The sequence below is a fragment of the Kitasatospora sp. NPDC001225 genome (assembly GCF_053597855.1).
This window is the reverse complement of the sequence record NZ_JBSFJC010000001.1, coordinates 14,935-37,491: the sequence shown is the minus strand read 5'-3', so window position 1 is coordinate 37,491 and position 22,557 is coordinate 14,935. Positions and strand designations below refer to the sequence as shown.

Below are 22,557 nucleotides of genomic sequence, written 5' to 3'. Positions count from 1 at the left end.
AGTGGGCAGGCGCTCAGGAGTGCTGGAGTTCGCCGTCCTCGGGCTGCTCCACGACGCCCCGATGCACGGCTACGAGCTGCGCAAGCGGCTGAACATCCTGCTCGGGACGTTCCGGGCGCTCTCCTACGGGACGCTCTACCCCTGCCTGAAGAGCCTGGTCGCCCAGGGCTTCCTGGTCGAGGACAACCCCGACGTCGAGTACGTCCCGGCCACCGCGCTCAACGGCAAGCGGTCCAAGATCGTCTACCGGCTCTCCGGCGAAGGGAAGCAGCGCTTCGAGGAGCTGCTCGCCGACTCCGGCCCGGACGCCTGGGAGGACGAGCACTTCGGCGTGCACTTCGCCTTCTTCGGCCAGACCGACCGGGCCGTGCGGATGCGCGTCCTGGAGGGGCGCCGCAGCCGGCTGGAGGAGCGGCTGGAGCGGATGCGCAACTCGCTGGCCCGCGCCCGCGAGCGGTTCGACGACTACACCGTCGAACTCCAGCGGCACGGACTGGAGTCGGTGGAGCGCGAGGTCCGCTGGCTCAACGAGCTGATCGAGACCGAGCGGTCCAACCGCACCGGAAAGACCGGCCCCGACGCCGGCGGCAGCGCCGCCGGACCCCGCAAGACTTCGGACGGCCGTGGCCAGGAGACCGGGTCCCCGGACCCGTCCGGGCCACCGTACGACCGCCCGGGGCGCTCCGCCCAGGAGCGCTGACACCGCGCCAGCCCTGTGCCGCGCGGCAGGAATGGGCGCCTCGCGCCCGTGCACGCAGTCATCGAAGAAGCAGGACGAGTTCCGCCTACCCCGGCGGGCCTCATGAGATCACAGGGAGCAACCGGAATGGGTTCGGTTCGCGTAGCCATCGTGGGCGTGGGCAACTGCGCCGCGTCGCTGGTGCAGGGTGTCGAGTACTACAAGGACGCCGACCCGGCCGGCAAGGTCCCCGGGCTGATGCACGTCCAGTTCGGTGAGTACCACGTCCGCGACGTGGAGTTCGTCGCCGCCTTCGACGTCGACGCCAAGAAGGTCGGCTTCGACCTGGCCGACGCCATCGGCAACAGCGAGAACAACACCATCAAGATCTGCGACGTGCCGCCGACCGGCGTGACCGTCCAGCGCGGCCACACCCTCGACGGCCTGGGCAAGTACTACCTGGAGACCATCGAGGAGTCGGACGAGGCGCCGGTCGACGTCGTCCAGGTCCTCAAGGACCAGCAGGTCGACGTCCTCGTCTGCTACCTGCCCGTCGGTTCCGAGGACGCGGCCAAGTTCTACGCCCAGTGCGCCATCGACGCCAAGGTCGCCTTCGTGAACGCCCTGCCGGTGTTCATCGCGGGCACCAAGGAGTGGGCGGACAAGTTCACCGAGGCCGGCGTGCCGATCGTCGGTGACGACATCAAGTCCCAGGTCGGCGCGACCATCACGCACCGCGTGATGGCCAAGCTGTTCGAGGACCGCGGTGTCATCCTCGAGCGCACCATGCAGCTGAACGTCGGCGGCAACATGGACTTCAAGAACATGCTCGAGCGCGAGCGCCTGGAGTCCAAGAAGATCTCCAAGACCCAGGCCGTCACCTCACAGATCCGCGACCGCGAGCTGGGCGCCAAGAACGTCCACATCGGTCCCTCGGACTACGTGGCGTGGCTGGACGACCGCAAGTGGGCGTACGTCCGCCTCGAGGGTCGCGCGTTCGGCGACGTCCCGCTGAACCTGGAGTACAAGCTCGAGGTCTGGGACTCCCCGAACTCCGCCGGTGTCATCATCGACGCCGTGCGCGCCGCGAAGATCGCCAAGGACCGCGGCATCGGCGGCCCGATCCTGTCGGCCTCCTCGTACTTCATGAAGTCCCCGCCGGTGCAGTACTTCGACGACGAGGCCCGCGAGAACGTCGAGAAGTTCATCCGCGGCGAGGTCGAGCGCTGAGCGCAGCGAGGTTCGCGACTGTTGAGCGCTGAGCGCTGAGCGCAGCGAAGTTCGCGACTGTTCAGCGCTGAGCGCTGAGCGCCGCCAGCTCGCAGGAAGGGCCCGTGGTCTCCGGATCGCGGGCCCTTCACGTTCTCGCGGCCAATGTTTCACGTGAAACAGCGGCCGGTTCCATGGCACTCTGGGCGGGTGGCGATCACCGAGAACGGCAGCACCCACCAGTCCGCGCACCGCGCCACGCTCCTCGACCTGATGAAGGGCCGCGACTTCCGGCGGCTGCTGACCGCCCGGGTGCTCTCCCAGCTCTCGGACGGCGTCTTCCAGGTCTCGCTCGCCGCGTACGTGGTCTTCTCCCCCGAGAAGCAGTCCTCCCCCGCCGACATCGCCTCGGTGCTGGCCGTGATGCTGCTGCCGTTCTCGGTGATCGGCCCGTTCGCCGGTGTGCTGCTGGACCGCTGGCGCCGCCGCCAGGTGCTCTACTTCGGCAACCTGGCCCGCTTCGGACTGGGCCTGGGCACCGGCGCGCTGCTGCTGGCACAGGCCCCGACCTGGCTGTTCTTCGCCTCGGCCCTGCTGGTCACCGCGCTCAACCGGTTCATCCTGGCCGGCCTGTCCGCCGCCCTGCCCCGGGTGGTGGAGCAGGACCAGCTGGTCACCGCCAACGCCCTCTCCCCCACCCTCGGGACGGTCGCCGCCGCCTCCGGCGGGGGCATCGGCTTCGCGCTGCACCAGCTGATGGCCCCCGGGCCGAAGGCCGACGCCGCCCTGGTCACGGTCGCCGCACTGCTCTACCTGTCGGCCGCGCTGGCCGCCCGGCGGATGGACCGCGACCTGCTCGGCCCGGAGCAGCACCGGGACCGCCCGGGGCTCGGCCAGGCGCTGGTCCGGGCCGCCGTCGAACTCGGCGCCGCGGTGCGCCACCTGGTCCGGGACTGCCGGCCCGCCGTGCACGCGCTGGCCGCCGTCACCGCGGCCCGGTTCTGCTACGGCGTGCTGATCGTGGTGGTGGTGATGCTCGCCCGGTACACCTTCAACGACCCGACCGACAGCGCGGCTGGGCTGGTCACCCTCGGCCAGGCGGTCGGCCTGTCCGCCGCCGGGTTCTTCGTCGCCGCGCTGGTCAGCCCCTGGTGCACTCGTCGGCTGGGCCTGGCCGGGTGGATGACGGCCTGCCTGGTCGCCCCGGTGGTCTTCGTCCCGGCGCTGGGCCTGAGCTTCACCCTGGTGCCCTGCCTGCTCGCCGCCCTGCTGCTCGGGGTGGTCACCCAGGGCACCAAGATCTGCGCCGACACGGCGGTCCAGGAGTCGGTCGAGGACGAGTACCGCGGCCGGGTCTTCGCCATCTACGACGTGCTGTTCAACGTCGCCTTCGTGGCCGCCGCCCTGGTCACCGCGCTGGTGCTGCCGCTGTCCGGCCGCTCGGTCGCGGTGGTGCTCGGGGTCGCCGGGGTATACGCGCTGACGGCGGTCCTCTACCTGCGCTCCGCCCGCCGGAGTCCCCTCCCCCGCTGACCAGGCCTCCTGGAAACCCGCGGGGCTCGGGGCCGACGGCGTCCGACCGACTCGCTAAGGTACTCGAACCTGTCGTAGCGACAGAACTCTGTCTCGGGGGACGAACTGATGAGCACACCGCCCAATCCGTACGGGCCGCCCTCGTCGGCCCCGGTGGGCCCGCCCGCAGCACCGCCGTACGGGGCACCCGTCCCCCCGCCGGCCGCGCCGTACGGGCCGCCGCCGGCCTACGGACAGCCCGCGCCGCCGCCCCCGCCCGGCTTCGGCCCGCCGCCCGCCTACGGGCAGCAGCCGAACGGCCAACCGCCGTACGGGCAGCAGCCGTACGGACAGCAGCCGTACGGGCAGCCGGCCCCCGGGCCGTACGGGCAGCAGCCGCCCTCCGGACCGTACGGCTACCCGCAGCCCGCGCCGCCGGTGCAGCCCGCGCCGGCCGCCAAGCGCGGCATCCGCTCCAAGCTGCGGATCGTCGGGGTGGTCGGCGGCTGCCTGGCGCTGGCGGTGGGCTACTTCGTGGCCGGGCCGAGCGTCAGCAGCGCCAAGGCCGGCGACTGTGTGCACGCCAGCGGCTCCCGAGACGTCGAGATCGTCAAGTGCACTGACACCAAAGCGAATTACCGAGTGCTGTCGAAGTTCGAGGGCACCACGGACGTGACCCGCTGCCAGCAGACGCCGCAGACCACGAGCGCCGTCTCGGGCAAGAGCGGCCGCCGCTGGAACAAGAAGCGGTACGTGCTCTGCCTCGGCCCGCTGGCGCCCGCCACCACCGGCGTCCCGCCGGTGAAGAAGTCCTGAACTCTTCCGCCCTTCCTTTCCCGGGGGACCCCTTGTCCGTTCCGCCTCCGCCCCAGATGCCGTACGGCCCGCCACCGGGCGACGGCAACCCGTACGCCTCCGGCGGTTCCTACGGCGCCCCGCCGCCGCCCCCGCCGCCGCCGCCCGGGTACGGCTACCCGAGCGCGCCGCCGCCGCCCGAGCAGCCGTACGGCGTCCAGCCCCCGCCCGGCGGTTACGGCTACGGGTACCCGCCGCCGCCCCCGATGGACGGGACCACCTGCCGGTTCTGCGGCGGCTACCCCGCGGTCAACGCCACCGTCCGCGGCCACCAGGGCCTGATCATCGCCTACCGGATGCTGCGGATGACCGGCCCGTTCTGCCGCACCTGCGGAACGGCGACGGTGCGCGACATGTCGGCCCGGACGCTGGTCCAGGGCTGGTGGAGCCTGGTGTCCTGGCTGCTGACCCCGATCACGCTGCTGCTGAACCTCGGCCCGCACAACAAGTTCAAGCGGCTGCAGCCGCCCGTCCCGGGCAGCCACGGCCCGCAGCTGAACCCGGGCGTCCCGCTGACCAGCCGGCCGCACATCGCGATGCTGCTGGTGCCGGTCTCGCTGGTGGCCGCGGTGACCCTGGCCGCCACCGGCGTGCTCGGCCCCGGGAAGACCGACCCGGCCGCCGACCCGACGCCGACCCCGACCCGGCTGACCCTCTCGCCCACGCCGCCGCCGGTCATCCCCTCGCCGACCTACACGCTGCCGGCGCCGACGCTCACCCTCCCGCCGGTCAGCACCCCGACCGACTCGGACAGCAAGGTGGACGCGGCCGGGGTCGGCGACTGCCTGTACAACGCGAACGGCACCAACCAGACCAACGACACCCACCCGAAGATCACCGTGGTGCCCTGCACCGACGCCAAGGCGCAGTACAAGGTCGTCTACAAGTACCTCGCCACCTCCGACGAGAAGTCCTGCGAGAAGCAGCCGAAGTCGGACAGCTGGTACACCAGCAAGCACCCGAGCTTCCCGGCCCTGGACTACGTGCTCTGCATGAAGCAGATCAAGTAGCCCGGTACGGAGGAGGGGTGGCCCCGGCGCTCGGCCGGGGCCACCCCTCTCGTCGTACCCGGAGCTCCCGTGGCGCCGTCGCGCCGTCCGGAGCCGGGCTCAGCCCTGCTGCTCGGCCCACCAGGCCCGCAGCGCCCCGACCGCCTCGTCGTGCTCCATCGGGCCGTGCTCCAGCCGGAGTTCGAGCATGTGCTTGTACGCCTTGCCGACCTGCGGGCCGGGCTTGAGGCCGAGCAGCTCCATGATCTGGTTGCCGTCCAGCGCCGGGCGGACGGCGTCCAGCTGCTCCTGCTCCTTCAGCTCGCCGATCCGGGTCTCCAGGCCGTCGTAGGTGCGGGAGAGCGCGGCCGCCTTCTTCTTGTTGCGGGTGGTGCAGTCGGAGCGGGTCAGCTTGTGCAGGCGCTCCAGCAGCGGCCCGGCGTCGGTGATGTAGCGGCGCACCGCGGAGTCGGTCCACTCGCCGCCGCCGTAGCCGTGGAAGCGCAGGTGCAGCTCGACCAGGCGCGAGACGTCCTCGGTGAGCTCCTTGGAGTACTTGAGCTCGCGCATCCGCTTGCGGGTCATCTTGGCGCCGACCATCTCGTGGTGGTGGAAGGAGACCCGGCCGTCCGACTCGAAGCGGCGGGTGCGCGGCTTGCCGATGTCGTGCAGCAGCGCGGCCAGCCGCAGGGTGAGGTCCGGGCCGTCCTGCTCCAGGTCGATGGCCTGCTCCAGGACGGTCAGCGAGTGCTCGTAGACGTCCTTGTGCCGGTGGTGCTCGTCCCGCTCCAGCCGCAGCGCGGGCAGCTCCGGCAGCACGTACCCGGCCAGGCCGGTGTCGACCAGCAGCCGCAGGCCCTTCACCGGGTGCTTGGCCAGCAGCAGCTTGTTCAGCTCGGCCTGGATCCGCTCGGCGGAGACGATGGTGAGCCGCTCGGCCATCGCGGTCATCGCGGCGACCACCTCGGGCGCCGGGTCGAAGTCCAGCTGGGCGGCGAAGCGGGCGGCCCGCATCATCCGCAGCGGGTCGTCGGAGAAGGACTCCTCGGGGGTGGCGGGGGTGCGCAGCACCCGGGCCTCCAGGTCCTCCAGGCCGTGGTGCGGGTCGACGAAGCCGCGGCCGGGCAGGTCGACGGCCATCGCGTTGACCGTGAAGTCCCGGCGGACCAGGTCCTCCCCGATGGTGTCGCCGTAGCTGACCTCGGGCTTGCGCGAGGTGCGGTCGTACGCCTCGGAGCGGTAGGTGGTGATCTCGATCAGGAAGGAGCCCTCGGGGGTGTCCTTGCGGGCGCCGACCGTGCCGAAGGCGATGCCGACGTCCCAGACCGCGTCCGCCCAGCCCTTGACCAGCTTGAGCACCTGCTGCGGACGGGCGTCGGTGGTGAAGTCCAGGTCGTTGCCGAGCCGGCCGAGCAGCGCGTCCCGGACGGACCCGCCGACCAGCGCCAGCCGGTGACCGGCCGCCTGGAACCGGCGGGCGATCTCGTCGGCGACCGGCGACACCCGCAGCAGCTCTTGGAGGCCGAGCGTCTGGGCCTCGCTCAGCCCTGGGACGACCTGGACGTCGGTGCTGGAACGGTCGGTGCGCGCGGTGGGCTCATTGGCAGTGGACACGGCTCACAAGGGTACGTGCCCCGACAGGTCAACCGCCCGCGCGTTCTGGGCGTCTCACCCCACAGCCCGCAACACTGCGCCGCGGGCTGCATCGTTACCATGCCGGTGGACGAGTCTCGGGCACCGGACAGGGGATGCGGTGCCGCGCGCCGCCGCCGTCCGCGGGATCCCCGTGGCAGCGGTGCGGCGACGGCGTCGGGCGAAGAGCTCCACCAGAGTCAAGCGAAGACCGTCGGGCGGACCGCGCCGGACGGACAGCATCAGCAGCGAACGATCGAGAACGGCGAGGGCGAAGCGAGTGAGTGAGCCGGCACGGCACTCGGGCCTGGGGGCGCACCGACAGCCTGGACGGGCCGAGCGCCCCGCCGGGGGGCGCCATCCGGCCCGCCGGGCGCGCCGTGCGGGCCAGCGCCTGGCCGCCGCCTGCGCGGCCGCCCTGACCCTCTTCACGGCCTCCCCGGCCGGTGCGCTGCCCGCCGGCGGCAACGTCCGGCCGGCCGGCGACTCCACCGCCACGGCCGAGTACCCGGTGGTGATGACCATCGACACGCTGAACCCGCAGGTGGCCGCCCCGGGCGGGATCGTGACGATCACCGGCCAGGTCACCAACGCCGGCAAGTCGGCGATCAAGGGCGCCCACGCGGCCGTCCGCAAGCCGTACTCCGGCAAACCGCTGGACCGGCGCAGCGACCTGGCCAACGTGGCCGACCGCTCCACGCCGGACAGCAAGGACGGCGTGGAGCTGGACAGCCCGCAGTACGCCCTGCCGGAGCTGAACCCGGGGCAGAGCCAGCCGTACACCCTGAGCGTCGCGGTGAGCGACCTCGGCTTCTCCGCGAGCGGCGCGTACGAGCTCGCGGTGGACGCCTGGGGCGGGACCGGCGACAACCCGCGCGACCGCGCCCTGGGCATCGCCCGGACCTTCCTGCCGTACAACCCGGGCGGCGCCGAGGCGCAGCCGACGAAGGTCGCCACGATCTGGCCGCTGGTGCACGCGCCGGTGCTGGCCGCCCAGACCACCGCCGACAACAGCGACCAGCCGACCCCGGTGCTGCGCGACGACAGCCTGGCCGGCGAGTTCGCCCCGGGCGGCCGGCTGTACGAGCTGGTCGACACCGGCGCGAAGCTGAACGGCCTGACCTGGGTGATCGACCCGGACCTGCTGGACGCCGCGCTCGCGATGACCAAGCCCTACCGGGTGCAGAAGCCGGGCACCGAGGCCGCGGGCAAGTCCGCCAAGGACGACAACACCGTCCAGGTCCCCGCCTCGGCCGCCGCCGTCGCCTGGCTGGACAAGCTGCGGGCCGCCGTCGCCAAGCCGGGCAGCCAGGTGGTCTCGCTGCCGTACGCCGACCCGGACCTCGCCTCGATCGCCCACAACGGCTCCGACCTGGCCGGGATGACCACCGCACTGAGCAAGGCGTCCACCGCCGGCCGGCTGACCGTCGAGGGCCGGCTCTCCGTGGACACCCGCTCGGACGTCGCCTGGCCGTACCGGGGCTACCTCGACCAGCAGATCGCCGCCCTCGCCCAGCAGTCCGGCAACGGGCTGGTGCTGGTCGACGGCGCGAGCATGCCGGAGCCGGACTCGCTCACCTACACCCCGACCGCGGTCCGCCCGATCGGCGGCGGGCAGAGCGCCGTGGTGGCCGACGAGACCGTCTCCGCACTCTTCGACAAGGACCTGAGCAGCCCGCAGGCGCAGACCGACGCCACCCAGCGCTTCCTCGCCGAGACCTTCGCGATCACCCACGAGCAGCCGCAGAACCAGCGCGGGCTGCTCGTCCTGCCGCCCCGCGAGCTGAGCACCGCCGGCGCCAAGGCGCTGGCGAACGCCCTCCAGACGGCGGACGGCAAGTGGATCTCCTCGGTCAAGCTGGACGCGGTGGCCCAGTCCGCGGCCGACCCGAAGGCCAACACCGCCGTCCCGGCGCCCACCGACTACCCGACCCAGATCCGCGCCTCGGAGCTGCCGGCGGCCGACCTGAGCCGCACCGACGACATCCAGCACGACCTGGACACCCTGATGCGGGTGCTCACCCTGCCGCAGCGGGTGCGCGGCCCGTTCAGCGCCGCGATGGTCCGCTCGCTGTCCACCGAGTGGCGCAGCCAGCCGCCGGCCGGGAGCACCTACCGGGCCGGCGTCACGGGGTACCTGAAGGAGCTGACCAAGGCCGTCCAGGTGCCGAGGAAGAACGTGGTCACCCTGGCCGGCGAGTCCGGCCTGCTCCAGGTCAGCGTCCGCAACGACCTGACCCAGACGGTCACCAACCTGAAGCTGGTGCTCACCTCGGCCCAGCCGAACAGGCTGCGGGTGAGCAAGGAGGAGGAGCTGGTCCTCCCGGCCTCGCAGAGCGTGACGCTGCGCTTCAACGCCGAGGCGCACAACAACGGGCCGGTCGCGATGACCGCCCAGCTGTGGACCACCGGCCCCGACTCCCGGCCGTACGGCGAGGCGCAGAAGTTCACGGTGGAGGTCACCTCGGTGACCAACGGCGTACTGTACGTCTTCGCGGGCGCCGGCGTCCTGCTGCTGCTGGCCGCGCTGCGCTTCGTGCGCCAGCGCAAGCGCCTCGGCGGGCAGCCGCACGAGGACGGCGACCAGCCGGTCGGCGACGCCCCGCTCGGGGACGCCCCGGCCGCGGGCGGCGCCGCGGCGGCGGAGCCCGCCCCGCGGGCCCCGGCGGAGGACACCGCGGAGGGGGCCCCGGCGGCGGACGGGACCGGCGGGACGGACGACACCCCTGGTGACGGTCCCGCGCAGACACCGCGTGGCAGCAGCCCGGATGGCCGGGATCGGGCCGCCGGTGATGAGAAGGTTGGTCCTTGATACCGCCGACCCCCTGCCTTGCCGGGCCGGCCTCCCCCCACGACAGCGAAGAGGTGACATGACCGGGCGCAGCGAGGAGCGGCCGTCGGGCCGCGGTGAGAGCCGGCCGGGCGCCGAGTCGCCGTCCGGCGACTGGTACGTGGCCGACACCTACGCCCAGGACCCGTACGCGGTGGACGCGTACGGGAACCCCCAGGACGGCCAGGACCCGTACGGTCTGCGGGCCGGTCGGCCCGCCGCGCCCCAGCCGCCGGCCGCCGCGTACGACGTGCCGCCGCAGCTGCCGCCGCAGGGCGTCGGCTACCCGACGCCGGTGCCGCCGACCCCGTACCAGGCCCCGGAGCACTTCGGGGCCCCGGTACCGCCGGTGCAGCCCGGCTGGGACACCCCGGTGCAGCCCGCCTGGCCGCAGGAGCCGGCCCCGGCGCAGGCCGCCGGCGGCCACTGGGGCGGCGTCGAGCAGCCCCGGCAGCAGTGGCAGCCCGGCCCGGCGCACTCCGCCTGGGACACCGAGACCACCGAGTACGTCGGGGTGGACGGCCTGTTCGGCGGCCGCGAGGCGCAGGCCGCGGTCCAGCCGCCGGTCCCGCAGCCCGCCCCGGCCCCCCAGCCCGGCCCGCCGCCCGGCCCCGCGCCGTACCCGCCGATGGGCGGCCACCCGGGGCAGCCCCCGTACGGCGCCGCTCCGGGCGGGCAGCAGCACTTCGTGCCGCCGATCGAGTTCGACCCGCCGCTCTCCGAGGCGGAGGCCACCATGCAGGTGGCCGCCGTCGCGGTGCCCCCGGCGGTCGAGCCGCTGGCGGACATCGTCGCCGAGGAGCGGGCCGCCGAGCAGACGCCCGCCCCCGCCGCCGAGCCCGGCAAGGCGGCCGGCGGCGGCAAGGTCTCCAGCCTGCTGAACTCCAGCGCGATCATGGCGGCCGGCACCCTGGTCTCCCGCGGCACCGGCTTCGTCCGGACCATGGTGATCACCGCGGCCATCGGCGTCGGCATCATGGGTGACTCGTACAACGCCGCGAACACCCTGCCGACCCTGCTGTACATCCTGATCGGCGGCGGCGCGCTGAACGCGGTCTTCGTGCCGCAGCTGGTGCGCAGCATGAAGAACGACGAGGACGGCGGCACCGCGTACGCCAACCGGCTGCTCACCCTGGTGATGGTCGGGCTCGGCGGCGTGGTCTTCCTGGCGGTGCTCGGGGCACCCGTGCTGGTGCGGCTGATCGCCCAGCCGATGATGGCCAACCCGGAGCGCGCCGAGACCACGGTGGCGATGGCCCGCTACTGCCTGCCGACCATCTTCTTCATGGGCATCCACGTGGTGATGGGCCAGATCCTCAACGCCCGCGGCCGCTTCGGCGCGATGATGTGGACGCCGGTCCTGAACAACATCGTGGTGATCTTCACCTTCTCCGCCTACATCTGGGTCTACGGCGGGTTCGGCACCACCCAGGTCACCCCGGAGGGCATCTCCCCCGAGGGCGTGCGGCTGCTCGGCCTCGGCACCCTGATCGGTCTGGGCGTCCAGTCGCTGGCGATGATCCCGTACCTGCGGGCCGCCGGGTTCCGCTTCCGGCCCCGCTTCGACTGGCGCGGCCACGGCCTGGGCAAGGCCGCCCGGCTGGCCAAGTGGACGTTCTTCTTCGTGCTCGCCAACCAGGCCGGCTACCTGGTGATCACCCAGCTGTCCACCAAGGCGGGCGCCGCCGCGGCGGCGGCCGGCCACAACGGCGTCGGCCTGGCCGCGTTCTCCAACGCGCTGCTGATCTGGCAGCTCCCGCAGGCCGTGATCACCGTCTCGATCATGAGCGCGGTGCTCCCCCGGCTCTCCCGGGCGGCGGCCGACGAGGACGCCGGTGCCGTGCGCGACGACATCTCCTACGGTCTGCGCACCACCGCGGTGGCGGTCGTCCCGGCGGCCTTCCTGTTCCTGTCGCTCGGCCCGGTGGTCGGCCGGGCGATCTACGCGATCGGCGGCAACGACACCGTCCTGAACGACGCCACCAACGTCGGTCTGATGCTCTCCGCGTTCGCGCTGGGCCTGATCCCGTACTCCGCCCAGTACGTGATGCTGCGCGGCTTCTACGCCTACGAGGACACCCGGACGCCGTTCTACAACACCGTCTGGGTCGCCGCCTGCCAGGCCGGCTTCGCGCTGCTGTGCTGGCTGGTGCTGCCCTCCGAGTGGACGGTGACCGGCCTCGCCTTCGGCTACGGCCTGGCCTACGCCATCGGGGTGATGGTCGCGATGCCGAAGCTGAAGAAGCGGATCGGCGGGCTGGACACCAAGCGGATCGGCCGGACGTACAGCCGGCTGGCCGCCGCCTGCGTCCCGGCCGCCCTGGTCGGCCTCGGCACCAGCCTGGGCGTCCAGCAGGTGCTCGGCGGCTGGCCGGGCAGCGTGGCGGCCCTGGTCGTGGCCGGCGGCCTCCAGCTGGCGGTCTTCGTGCTCATCGCGAAGCGCCTGCGGATCGAGGAGCTGAACTCCATGCTGGGCATGGTCCGCGGCCGACTGGGCCGCTGACCGCCCGACCACCGGCCGGACGAGCGGGCGCCCTGACCGGGCGTCAACCGGAGCAGAAGGCTCCTCCGCTCGTCCGGCCGAGTGCTGGGCCACCGGTTGGTTCGGGTCCGCCCGACCGCCGGATGGCGACCAGGTGTCGGATCTGCACCACATCTCTCCACCCGTATGCAACCGAGCGGACGTCTCAGCGGTCGTACCCGGTGGAGAAGAGTGGGCACAATTGTCCTGGAGCACAGGGCCGCCGACCCTAGGGCTCCAGCGACTCTCTCAAGCCGCGGCGACACAAGGGGAGGCAGGACCACGGTGGCTGATGGCACCAAGGCGGTCGTCGACACGTCAGCAGCTGACGCGGCGACGGACGAGGCCGCGCTGGCCGCGGCGATCGACGAGCTCGCGGGCTCGGACGACGCCGGCGAGAGCACCTCCGCGGACGCCCGCGAGGGCGCCCCCGCCGCCCCCACCGCTGCCGCCGCCCCCGGGCGCCCCGACGCGGACGAGAACACCGACCAGGACGGGGAGAAGGGCCGGGGCGAGGAGCGGGACCGCGACGACGTGCCGGCCGCGGGCCCGGAGCCCGCCGCCGGCGAGGAGACCTCGGAGATCACCGCCCCGCTCTCGGTCCAGGAGCTGCGCGCCGAACTGGCCGCCGGGTCCCCCCGGAAGAAGCCCGCCCCCGAGCCCACCCGCCCCGCGCGCCGCCCAACCGACCCGCAGCCCACGGTCGACCCGCGCGACACCGCCACCCTCCCGCGCACCCTCCCCGCCCCGCAGCGCCGCAGCGGGGACATGATCGGCCACCGGTACCGGCTGGAGGAGTGCATCTCCCAGACCGAGACCTTCAGCAGCTGGCGCGCCGTCGACGAGAAGCTGCGCCGGGCGGTCGGCGTCCACCTGATGGCCTCCGGCCACCAGCGGGCCCGCAAGGTGCTGGCCGCGGCCAAGTCCGCCGCGCTGCTCGGCGACCCGCGCTTCGTCCAGGTGCTGGACGCCGTCCACGAGGGCGAGCTGGTCTACGTCGTGCGGGAGTGGCTGCCGCACTCCTCCGACCTGGCCAGGCTGCTCGCCAACGGCCCGATGGAGCCGCACGAGGCGTACCAGATGGTCCGCCAGGTCGCCGACGCCGTCGCGGCCGCCCACCGGCGCGGCCAGGCCCACCTGCGGCTCACCCCGCGCTGCGTGCTGCGCACCGACAGCGGCCAGTACCGGATCAACGGCATCGCGGTGGACGCCGCCCTGCGCGGGCTGCCCGCCGAGGACGCCGAGGACGCCCAGCGGGCCGACACCCGCGCGATCGGCGCACTGCTGTTCGCCGCGCTCACCCACCGCTGGCCGTACCCGGAGGACCGCTACGACCTCCAAGGCCTGCCCAAGGGCCTCCAGAACGCCGCGCCGGACCAGGTCCGCGCCGGGGTCCACAAGGGCCTGTCCGAGCTCGCCGCGCGGGCCCTGTTCGACCAGCCGCCGCACCACGCCCAGCCGATCACCACCCCGGAGGAACTGGTCCGGGCGATCGCCAAGCTGCCCAAGATCCGCCAGCCCGCGCCGGAGCTGCCCGCCTTCCCGGCCCCGCCCCGGCACAACACCCACGCGCTGCCCACCGCGCCCAACCCGACCCGGGTCGCCGACACCACCGTCTCCCCGCTGCCGGCCTCCTCCCGCCCGGCCCCCTCCCGGCGCACCCGCACCCGGCGGCGGCTGCGCCGGGTGGTCAAGGCCACCGCGTGGACGGTCGCGCTGGGCGCGATCGGCGTCGCCTCCTGGCAGTTCGTCGACAGCCTGCGCCACACCGGGGCGGCCACCGCGTCCCCGCTGACCTCGGCCAGCAGCACCGCGCCGAGCCCCCAGGCGAGCACCCACAACCCGGTGTCGATCGCCATCAAGGAGGCGCAGTCGTACAACCCGCTGGGCGACGGGCCCGAGGGCACCGAGAGCATCGGGAAGGCGATCGACAACGACGCGAACACCTCCTGGACCACCGGCTGGTACGTCGACCAGCTCGGGCCCAAGCCGCCCGCGCTCAAGTCCGGCACCGGTCTGCTGATCGACCTCGGCTCACCGCAGCCGGTCTCCTCGGTGAGCGTCCTGTTCTCCGGCGGCGAGCAGTCCGCGGAGCTGCGGGTGCCCACCGCGGCCGCCGCCGGCAACCCGCTGCAGGCCAAGCCGGACGCCTTCACCGTCGTGGGCAAGAAGACCGGGACCAATGTCGAGTACACCCTCGACTCCCCGACCACCACGCGGTACCTCTTGATCTGGCTGACCGGTCTGGCGAAGGATGCCGACGGCAAGTACCGGGGCCACGTCGCCGAGGTCAAGGTCTCCGGCTGACCCGGGGCGGACGGCCCCGGCACGACGGCACGACGGCAGAGGGGGTGACGGTGGCGGACGACGACGCGGCGCTGCTCGCCCGGCACGTCGCCGGCGACCCGGCGGCCTTCGGCCTGCTGGTGGACCGCCACCGCGACCGGCTCTGGGCGGTCGCCCTGCGCACCCTGGGCGACCGCGAGGAGGCCGCCGACGCCCTCCAGGACGCCCTGGTGTCCGCCTTCCGCGCCGCCGCCGGCTTCCAGGGCCGCTCGGCGGTCACCACCTGGCTGCACCGGATCGTGGTCAACGCCTGCCTGGACCGCGCCCGGCGCAGCGCCACCCGGCGCACCACCCCGCTCGACGAGGACCCGCAGCGGCTGGACACCCTGGTCGGCTCCGCCGAGCCGGCCGACTCCCCGGTGGTCCGGGCCGAGCTGCACCGGGAGCTGACCGCGGCGCTCGCCGAACTGCCCGCCGAACAGCGGGCCGCCCTGGTGCTGGTCGACATGCAGGGCTACCCGGTGGCCGAGGCCGCCGAGCTGCTGGGCGTCCCGGTGGGCACGGTGAAGAGCCGCTGCGCACGCGGCCGGGCCCGGCTCCTCCCCCTGGTCCGGCACCTGCGCGAGCCCGATGTTTCACGTGAAACACCGCCCGCCCCCGGCTCGGCCCCGCCGCGCCGGGACGCCCCCGGGAACCCGAAGCGCCCCGGCTCCGTCACAGGGACGGGGCCGAGCACCGGCACAGGGACGGGGCAGAGCACCGGTCGGACGATGCTGGAAGGAGACGTGAGCACCCGATGAACGCCCATCCCTCCTTCCCCGACCCCGCCGACGACCACCCCCCGGTCGAGCAGCTGGCCGACCTCGCCGAGGGCCTGGTCGACTCCCCTTCCACCGTCGAGGCGCTGCGGCGGCACCTGGACGGCTGCGCCGAGTGCCGGGAGACCGTCGACGCGCTCGCCGAGGTCCGGGCCCTGCTCGGCGACGTCGAGACCCCGCCGATGCCGGCCGACGTCGCCGCCCGGCTGGACGCGGCACTCGCCGAGGCCGTCGCCGAAGCCACCGAAGCCGTCGGGAGCGCCGGCGAGGCCGTCGAGCGGCCGCAGGGGGCCCCCGCGGCCGACCGTCGACCCGAGGCCCCGGCCCGACCCGTACGCACCGCCACGGCGCCCCTCACGCCGTCCTCCGCCCCGCTCTCCAGGCCCGCGGGGCGTCCCGCCGGCCGGTCCGGCCCGGCCGCCGGCCCCGGCCGCCCCCGGCGGCGGCGGTTCGCCCTGCTGATCGGCACGGCCGCCGCCCTGGCCGCCCTCGGGCTCGGCGGGGCGCTGCTGCTGCAGCCCGACGACCGGTCCGGCACGGTGACGGCCAGCGCGGGCGGCGCCCCGACCGCCACCGCCGACAGCCACGACGCCCGGGCCCCGCACACGGCCGCCGGCACCGACTACCGCGAGGACGAACTCGCCACCCAGGTCCAGCGGTTGCTGGCCCGCTCGGAGAACGTCCCGGGGCTGCGGGCCACCGGGCCCGCCATGTCCGAGGGCGCCCTGCCCGCCGCCGGCGGCCGGCCGGAGTCCGACCCGTCCTCCCCCACCGGCTCCCCCACCGCGCCGGGCTGCCCGGCCCCGGCCTCCGGCACCCCGCTGGCCACCGACCGGGGCACCTTCCAGGGCGCCCCGGTGGACGTCCTGGTCTACCCGCTGCCCGGCCGGCCCGGTTTCGTCGACGTCTACCTGCGCTCCCCCGACTGCGGCCCGACCGTCCTGCACCAGGCCGTTCCCAGCCACTGACCGGCGGTTTCCATGCGATCCACGCCAACTCCGCCACGCCGCTTCCGGACTTCGGGCGGCTGGTACTGATCCGCCTGGGAATGCGAGACACTGGTCAGTCGTTGTCCCGGGCGGCGGAGCAGGACCGCCCTCCCCGCAGCAAACGCGGGTCGCGATGCGAACCAGGAGAAGCAGTGAGCGACGTCCGTAACGTGATCATCATCGGTTCCGGCCCGGCCGGGTACACGGCCGCGCTCTACACGGCCCGTGCCTCCCTCAAGCCGCTGGTCTTCGAGGGGGCCGTCACCGCCGGTGGCGCGCTCATGAACACCACCGAGGTCGAGAACTTCCCGGGCTTCCGGGACGGCGTCATGGGCCCCGAGCTGATGGACAACATGCGCGCCCAGGCCGAGAAGTTCGGCGCCGAGCTGATCCCCGACGACATCGTCGCGGTCGACCTCACCGGTGACGTCAAGACCGTCACCGACTCCGAGGGCAACGTGCACAAGGCGCGCGCCGTGATCGTCACCACCGGCTCCCAGCACCGCAAGCTCGGCCTGCCGAACGAGGACAAGCTCTCCGGCCGCGGCGTCTCCTGGTGCGCGACCTGCGACGGCTTCTTCTTCCGCGACCAGGACATCGCGGTGGTCGGCGGCGGCGACACCGCGCTGGAGGAGGCGACCTTCCTCTCCCGCTTCGCCAAGAGCGTCACGATCATCCACCGCCGGGACTCCCTGCGCGCCTCCAAGGCGATGCAGGAGCGCGCCTTCGCCGACCCGAAGATCCGCTTCGAGTGGGACAGCGCGGTCGAGGCCATCCACGGCGACCCGAAGCTGACCGGCGTCACCCTGCGCGACACCACCACCGGCGAGACCCGCGAGCTGGCCGTCACCGGCCTGTTCATCGCGATCGGCCACGACCCGCGCACCGAGCTCTTCAAGGGCCAGCTGGACCTCGACGCCGAGGGCTACCTCAAGGTCGACGCCCCCTCGACCCGGACCAACGTCGACGGCGTGTTCGGTGCCGGTGACGTCGTCGACCACACCTACCGCCAGGCCATCACCGCCGCCGGCACCGGCTGCTCCTCCGCCCTGGACGCCGAGCGCTACCTGGCCGCGCTGGACGACCTGGAGACCAAGGCCGCCGCCGTCGCGGTCTGAGCCTTCCCGTTCCACCCGCGGGGGTGTTCCACGTGAAACACCCCCGCCCCGGCCGGGCAGAAACAGAACGGGCCCACCCGTTGTTCTCCTGGCAGCAGCCCCCTCCGTCCGAACCCCGAGGAGTTCCCGTGGCCGGCGCCACCACCACAGTCACCGACGCGACGTTCGAGAAGGACGTCCTCGAGAGCGAGAAGCCCGTACTGGTCGACTTCTGGGCCACCTGGTGCGGCCCGTGCCGCCAGGTCGCCCCGGTCCTGGAGGACATCGCGGCCGAGCACGGCGACAAGCTGACCATCGCCAAGCTCGACGTGGACGCCAACCAGGCGACCGCCGCCAAGTACGGCGTCATCTCGATCCCGACCCTGATCGTCTACCAGGGCGGCGAGCCGGTGAAGTCCATCACCGGTGCCCGTCCGAAGGCCGCGCTGCTGCGCGAGCTGGCCGACTTCATCTAGGTCTTCCGGTCGTCGACCGCGCGGAGGCGGGGCTCCCCTCGGGGGGAGCCCCGCCTCCGTCGTTCCCGGCCCCTCGAAGGGCGTCTCCGGCCCCTTGAAGGGCGTCCCCGGGCCCTAGAAGGGCAGCACCGGCTCCTTGCGCCCGCCGCCCAGCAGCCGCTCCAGCGCCCCCTCCACGTCGCCCCGCCAGGAGAGCGTGGTCCGCGCCTCCAGCCGCAGCCGCGGGTAGCGCGAGTGCGGGCGGACGGTCCTGAAGCCGACCGCGAGCAGATGGTCGGCCGGCAGCACGCAACTGGTCGGCGCCCGCCCGGAGGAGCCGAAGGCCTCGATCGCCCGCACCCCGCGCCCGATCAGGTCCTTGGCCACGGTCTGCACCAGCACCCGGCCGATCCCCTGGCGCTGGTAGCCCGGCAGCACCCGGCTGACCATCAGCTGGACGGCGTCGGGCGAGACCGGACTGGTCGGGAAGGACTGCGAGCGGGGGACGTAGGCGGGCGGCGCGTACAGCACGAACCCGGCGGGCCGGTCGTCCACGTAGACGATCCGGCCGCAGGAGCCCCACTCCAGCAGCACCGTGGAGATCCACCCCTCCTTCTCCAGCTCCGGCTTGCCCGACTCCACCGCTTCCTTCGCACTGACCGGGTCCAGCTCCCAGAACACGCAGGAGCGGCAGCCGGCCGGCAGGTCCCCGAGGTTGTCCAGCGTCAGCGGAACGATCCGCCGTCCCATGGCCGCACCTCCTCCTCCCTCTCACGGTCGAGCATTCCCCCACGAACGCCGATGGGTGCATGTTTCACGTGAAACAGCGCTCACGTGGAACACGCACCCATCGGGTCGTCGCCCTCGGCCAGCCGGGCCGGCTCAGCCCTGCGACAGCCGCAGACCGTCCTCCCCCGGGGCCATGCTGTCCAGGATCCGGTTCAGGTCCTCGACCGAGCCGAACTCCAGCACCACCTTGCCCTTGCCCAGCCTGCCGCCGCGCTGCGACACCTCGACCTTGACCCGGGTGTCGAAGCGGTCGGACAGCCGGCTCGCCAGGTCGTTGAAGGCCGGGGAGTTCAGCTTGCCCGCCTTCGGCGCCAGGCGCCTGGGCTGCTCCGGCTCCTCCGAACGCATCAGCACGACGAGCTCCTCGACGTTGCGCACCGTGAGGCCCTCGGCGATCACCCGCGCGGCCAGCCGCTCCTGCTGCTCCGGGTCCGACAGGCCGAGCAGCGCCCGGGCGTGCCCGGCCATCAGCGTCCCGGCCACCAGCCGGGTCTGGACGGAGGGCGGGAGCTTCATCAGCCGCAGGGTGTTGGAGACGTGCGTCCGCGAGCGGCCGATCCGATCGGCCAGCTCCTCGTGGGTGCAGGAGAAGTCCCGCAGCAGCTGGTCGTAGGCGGCGGCCTCCTCCACCGGGTTCAGCTCGGCGCGGTGCAGGTTCTCCAGGAGGGCGTCCAGCAGCAGCTTGTCGTCCTCGGTGGCCCGGACGATCGCCGGGATCCGCTCCAGCCCGGCCTCCCGGGAGGCGCGCCAGCGGCGCTCGCCCATGATCAGCTCGAAGCTGTCCACGCCGACCTGGCGGACCACGATCGGCTGGAGCAGACCGACCTCCTTGATGGAGGTGACCAGCTCGGCCAGCTTGTCCTCGTCGAAGACCTCACGCGGCTGGCGCGGATTGGGGGTGATCGCGTCCAGCGGCAGCTCGGCGAAGTAGGCGCCGGCCGGCTGCGCCTGCTCGGCCCGCTTCTCGGCGGCCGCCCTGGCCGCCACCGTGCCGCGGACACTCGGCAGCGGCGTCACCGGGGCCGGTGCGGGCACGGCTGCCGCAGTCTTCGCCTCCACCCCGCCGTCCACCGGCGCGGCGGGGCGGATCAGCGCCTCCAGCCCTCGACCCAGACCAACCCTGCGAGCACTCACTGATGACCCTCCGTCGTACCGTGCTGTGCCACCGGGGCGCCGTGCCCCTGCTGGCCGTCCCGCTGCTGACCCACCAGCGAGCCGCCCGGGCCCACCGCACGCTGCGCGAGCTCGCGAGCGGCCTCCAGGTAGGAGAGCGCCCCGGTCGACCCCGGGTCGTAGGTGAGCACCGTCTGCCCGTAACTGGGCGCCTCCGAGATGCGCACCGACCGCGGGATCGCCGTGCTCAGCACCTCTTGGTGGAAGTGGGTCCGGACCTCCTCGGCGACCTGGGCGGCCAGCCTCGTCCGGGCGTCGTACATGGTGAGCAGGATGGTCGACACGTGCAGTGCGGGGTTGAGGTGCGCGCGCACCAGCTCGACGTTGCGCAGCAGCTGGCCGAGGCCCTCCAACGCGTAGTACTCGCACTGGATCGGGATCATCACCTCCTGGCCGGCGACCATGGCGTTGACCGTCAACAGGCCCAGCGAGGGCGGACAGTCGATCAGGATGTAGTCGAGCGGCTGCTCGTAGGCGGTGATGGCGCGCTGGAGCCGGCTCTCCCGGGCCACCAGGGAGACCAGCTCGATCTCGGCGCCGGCCAGGTCGATGGTGGCGGGGACGCAGAACAGCCCCTCGACGTCGTGCACCGGCTGCACCACGTCGGCCAGCGGCTTGCCCTCCACCAGGACGTCGTAGATGGACGGCACCTCGGCGTGGTGGTCGATGCCGAGCGCCGTGGAGGCGTTGCCCTGCGGGTCGAGGTCGACGACCAGGACGCGCAGGCCGTGCATGGCGAGGGAGGCGGCCATGTTCACGGTGGTGGTGGTCTTGCCCACCCCACCCTTCTGGTTGGCGACCACGATCACCCGGGTGGCGGCCGGCCGGGGCAGTCCCTCACCCGCTCGGCCGATCGCCCGGACCGCGGCCTGGGCGGCCCGCGCGATGGGCGTGTCATCGATCTGGTCGACGGTCTCCGAGTCCTGCATGGGGGTCAGTGTTTCACGTGAAACCGGAGCGGCAACAGTCGCCGCCCGGTCACGGCGGAGGATGCCCGAGAGCAAGGAGCGACGTTTCACGGGAAACACCATGCCCGCTATGCCGGAAATCTGACGTTGCGACACTCCGGTGTCCAGCCGTCGACCCCACCGACACCTGAACGACGACGGGCGGACGTTCCCCCCTCGCAGGAGGCCCGTCCGCCCGTGGTCGTCAGGTGCCCGACGTCACGCCCGATCAGCGTCCGCGGCGCCGTCCGCCCCGGCCGCGCTCGCCGTTCCGGACGCTCGCGGTGCGGCCCGCCCGGGCCGCCTTGGCGCGCCGGGTGGCCGCCTTCACCCCGCCGGGGCTCTCCCCCGCCTTCACCTGGACCACCCGGGTCGAGGTCTCCAGGGTGCCCTCGCCGACGGCGATGACGCTCCACTCGACCGCACCCAGCTTGGCCAGTCCGGCCCGCGAGTCGGCCAGCTCCTGCTCCGCGCTGTCCCCCTTGAGCGCCAGCATCTGCCCGTGCGGGCGCAGCAGCGGCATGCCCCAGCCGGCCAGCCGCTCCAGCGGCGCCACCGCCCGGGCGGTCACCACGTCCACCGCGAGCTTGCCGACCATCTCCTCGGCGCGGCCGCGCAGCACCGTGACGTTGTCCAGCCCCAGCTCCCGGACGACCTCCTCCAGGAAGGTGGTCCGGCGCAGCAGCGGCTCCAGCAGCGTCACCGAGACGTCCGGACGGGCCAGCGCCACCGGGATGCCCGGCAGGCCGGCCCCGGAGCCGACGTCGCACAGGGTGATGCCGGAGGGCAGCAGCTCGGCCAGCACCGCGCAGTTCAGCACGTGGCGGTCCCAGAGCCGGGGCACCTCGCGGGGCCCGATCAGCCCGCGCTGCACGCCCGCGGTGGCCAGCAGCTCGGTGTAGCGGACCGCGGCGTCGTAGCGCTCCCCGAAGACCTCCCGGGCGGCAGCCGGTGCCTCGCCAGGGTGCTCCAGCTCGGTGGCCGGCCCCTCAGCGACCGGGTCCACGTCCGCCCCCGGCCGGCCGGCAGCCGCGTTCTCCGTGTCCATCTCGACCTCTCCGATCCCCGGATCCACCGACCCGCTCAACGCACTGTTTCACGTGAAACATCCCAGAAGGGACGACGACCCCGCCCGCACGAGGCGGACGGGGTCGCGTCCGGTGAAGCTCTCCGGCCGCCGCGGCGGCCGGTCGTCGACCTGTCGGCCTCAGACCGGCAGCACGACCACGAACCGCTGGGGCTCTTCGCCCTCGGACTCGCTGCGCAGGCCGGCCGCGGCGACCGCGTCGTGGACGACCTTGCGCTCGAAGGGAGTCATCGGCCGCAGCTTGACCTGCTCGCCACTGCTCTTGGCCTGCTCGGCGGCCTGGGCGCCGAGCACCGCCAGCTCCTCGCGCTTGCGGGCCCGGAAGCCGGCAATGTCCAGCATGAGGCGGCTGCGCTCGCCGGTCTCCCGGTGGACAGCCAACCGGGTCAGCTCCTGGAGGGCCTCCAGCACCTCGCCGTCCTGGCCGACCAGGCGCTGCAGCGCACGGTCGTTGCCGTCGCTGACGATGGAGACCAGGGCGCGGTCGCCCTCGACGTCCATGTCGATGTCACCGTCGAGGTCCGCGATGTCGAGCAGACCCTCCAGGTAGTCCGCCGCGATGTCGCCCTCCTGCTCCAGGCGGGAGATGAGGCTCTCGTCGGCGCTGGCGGCGGCCTCGGCCTCGACGGCGGAGGTGGTGCCTTCCGTCACTGATGGACTCCTTCGGAGATGGGCCCGTCTGTCGGGCC

At 73.4% G+C, this 22,557-nt stretch carries 18 protein-coding genes; 12 read left to right on the top strand and 6 right to left on the bottom strand.

The window, feature by feature from the left end; genetic code table 11:
- The first annotated feature begins 1 nt into the window (after position 1).
- The 5 genes from ACWDCZ_RS00150 to ACWDCZ_RS00130 all read left to right on the top strand — a co-directional run bounded on the left by ACWDCZ_RS00150 (position 2) and on the right by ACWDCZ_RS00130 (position 5,265).
- Positions 2–700, top strand: a complete 699-nt coding sequence (locus tag ACWDCZ_RS00150) for a PadR family transcriptional regulator (protein ID WP_449814804.1) — start codon at positions 2–4, stop codon at positions 698–700.
- Positions 701–826: 126 nt separating this feature from the next.
- A complete protein-coding gene (locus ACWDCZ_RS00145; RefSeq protein WP_049651119.1) occupies positions 827–1,909 on the top strand; it encodes an inositol-3-phosphate synthase in 1,083 nt (360 codons plus the stop codon).
- A gap of 252 nt (positions 1,910–2,161) precedes the next feature.
- Entirely contained in the window at positions 2,162–3,421 is a 1,260-nt protein-coding gene (locus ACWDCZ_RS00140) for an MFS transporter (RefSeq protein ID WP_049651121.1), read from the top strand.
- A 108-nt stretch (positions 3,422–3,529) separates the two neighbouring features.
- Positions 3,530–4,216, top strand: coding sequence for an LppU/SCO3897 family protein (locus ACWDCZ_RS00135; RefSeq protein ID WP_449814803.1), 687 nt, complete (start codon positions 3,530–3,532; stop codon positions 4,214–4,216).
- Positions 4,217–4,248: 32 nt separating this feature from the next.
- The gene (locus tag ACWDCZ_RS00130) at positions 4,249–5,265 is read left to right on the top strand and encodes an LppU/SCO3897 family protein (RefSeq protein WP_143204515.1); all 1,017 of its coding nucleotides are present in this window, start codon (positions 4,249–4,251) and stop codon (positions 5,263–5,265) included.
- A 99-nt stretch (positions 5,266–5,364) separates the two neighbouring features.
- On the opposite strand, the gene ACWDCZ_RS00125 is transcribed toward ACWDCZ_RS00130, so the two are convergent.
- A complete protein-coding gene (locus tag ACWDCZ_RS00125; RefSeq protein ID WP_449814843.1) occupies positions 5,365–6,789 on the bottom strand; it encodes a CCA tRNA nucleotidyltransferase in 1,425 nt (474 codons plus the stop codon).
- A gap of 367 nt (positions 6,790–7,156) precedes the next feature.
- Between ACWDCZ_RS00125 and ACWDCZ_RS00120 the strand changes: the two genes are divergently transcribed.
- From ACWDCZ_RS00120 to trxA, 7 genes are all read left to right on the top strand, one after another.
- Entirely contained in the window at positions 7,157–9,688 is a 2,532-nt protein-coding gene (locus tag ACWDCZ_RS00120) for a DUF6049 family protein (RefSeq protein WP_449814802.1), read from the top strand.
- Between the two features lie 58 nt (positions 9,689–9,746).
- Positions 9,747–12,209 carry a murein biosynthesis integral membrane protein MurJ gene (gene murJ / locus ACWDCZ_RS00115; RefSeq protein WP_449814801.1) on the top strand — a complete coding sequence of 821 codons (2,463 nt, stop codon included), beginning with the start codon at positions 9,747–9,749 and terminating at the stop codon, positions 12,207–12,209.
- 303 nt (positions 12,210–12,512) lie between these two features.
- Positions 12,513–14,534, top strand: coding sequence for a protein kinase family protein (locus tag ACWDCZ_RS00110; RefSeq protein ID WP_117488738.1), 2,022 nt, complete (start codon positions 12,513–12,515; stop codon positions 14,532–14,534).
- 50 nt (positions 14,535–14,584) lie between these two features.
- A complete protein-coding gene (gene sigM / locus ACWDCZ_RS00105) occupies positions 14,585–15,313 on the top strand; it encodes an RNA polymerase sigma factor SigM (protein ID WP_449814800.1) in 729 nt (242 codons plus the stop codon).
- A complete protein-coding gene (locus ACWDCZ_RS00100; RefSeq protein WP_449814799.1) occupies positions 15,310–16,299 on the top strand; it encodes a hypothetical protein in 990 nt (329 codons plus the stop codon). The genes sigM and ACWDCZ_RS00100 overlap by 4 nt, the downstream gene beginning before the upstream one ends.
- Before the next feature lie 173 nt (positions 16,300–16,472).
- Positions 16,473–17,438, top strand: coding sequence for a thioredoxin-disulfide reductase (trxB, locus tag ACWDCZ_RS00095; protein WP_449814798.1), 966 nt, complete (start codon positions 16,473–16,475; stop codon positions 17,436–17,438).
- A 128-nt stretch (positions 17,439–17,566) separates the two neighbouring features.
- The gene (gene trxA / locus ACWDCZ_RS00090; RefSeq protein ID WP_049655857.1) at positions 17,567–17,893 is read left to right on the top strand and encodes a thioredoxin; all 327 of its coding nucleotides are present in this window, start codon (positions 17,567–17,569) and stop codon (positions 17,891–17,893) included.
- A gap of 114 nt (positions 17,894–18,007) precedes the next feature.
- On the opposite strand, the gene ACWDCZ_RS00085 is transcribed toward trxA, so the two are convergent.
- From ACWDCZ_RS00085 to ACWDCZ_RS00065, 5 genes are all read right to left on the bottom strand, one after another.
- Positions 18,008–18,622 (bottom strand): GNAT family N-acetyltransferase, encoded by a 615-nt coding sequence (locus ACWDCZ_RS00085; RefSeq protein ID WP_049655856.1) that lies wholly within the window; start codon positions 18,620–18,622, stop codon positions 18,008–18,010.
- Positions 18,623–18,754: 132 nt separating this feature from the next.
- Complete coding sequence (locus tag ACWDCZ_RS00080) at positions 18,755–19,795, bottom strand: ParB/RepB/Spo0J family partition protein (protein WP_117488745.1); 1,041 nt, start codon at positions 19,793–19,795, stop codon at positions 18,755–18,757.
- Positions 19,792–20,763, bottom strand: a complete 972-nt coding sequence (locus ACWDCZ_RS00075) for a ParA family protein (protein WP_234348544.1) — start codon at positions 20,761–20,763, stop codon at positions 19,792–19,794. The genes ACWDCZ_RS00080 and ACWDCZ_RS00075 overlap by 4 nt, the downstream gene beginning before the upstream one ends.
- Before the next feature lie 247 nt (positions 20,764–21,010).
- Positions 21,011–21,829 (bottom strand): 16S rRNA (guanine(527)-N(7))-methyltransferase RsmG, encoded by an 819-nt coding sequence (rsmG, locus tag ACWDCZ_RS00070; RefSeq protein WP_449814797.1) that lies wholly within the window; start codon positions 21,827–21,829, stop codon positions 21,011–21,013.
- A 159-nt stretch (positions 21,830–21,988) separates the two neighbouring features.
- Entirely contained in the window at positions 21,989–22,519 is a 531-nt protein-coding gene (locus ACWDCZ_RS00065; protein ID WP_049655854.1) for a Jag family protein, read from the bottom strand.
- Between the last annotated feature and the right edge of the window lie 38 nt (positions 22,520–22,557).

Bases quoted from the DNA above. Each gene is read 5' to 3' on its own strand.
- ACWDCZ_RS00145 (WP_049651119.1), top strand. From the start codon at position 827: ATGGGTTCGGTTCGCGTAGCCATCGTGGGCGTGGGCAACTGCGCCGCG.
- ACWDCZ_RS00140 (WP_049651121.1), top strand. From the start codon at position 2,162: ATGAAGGGCCGCGACTTCCGGCGGCTGCTGACCGCCCGGGTGCTCTCC.
- ACWDCZ_RS00135 (WP_449814803.1), top strand. From the start codon at position 3,530: ATGAGCACACCGCCCAATCCGTACGGGCCGCCCTCGTCGGCCCCGGTG.
- murJ (WP_449814801.1), top strand. From the start codon at position 9,747: ATGACCGGGCGCAGCGAGGAGCGGCCGTCGGGCCGCGGTGAGAGCCGG.
- ACWDCZ_RS00100 (WP_449814799.1), top strand. From the start codon at position 15,310: ATGAACGCCCATCCCTCCTTCCCCGACCCCGCCGACGACCACCCCCCG.
- ACWDCZ_RS00085 (WP_049655856.1), bottom strand. From the start codon at position 18,622: ATGGGACGGCGGATCGTTCCGCTGACGCTGGACAACCTCGGGGACCTG.
- ACWDCZ_RS00075 (WP_234348544.1), bottom strand. From the start codon at position 20,763: ATGCAGGACTCGGAGACCGTCGACCAGATCGATGACACGCCCATCGCG.
- rsmG (WP_449814797.1), bottom strand. From the start codon at position 21,829: ATGGACACGGAGAACGCGGCTGCCGGCCGGCCGGGGGCGGACGTGGAC.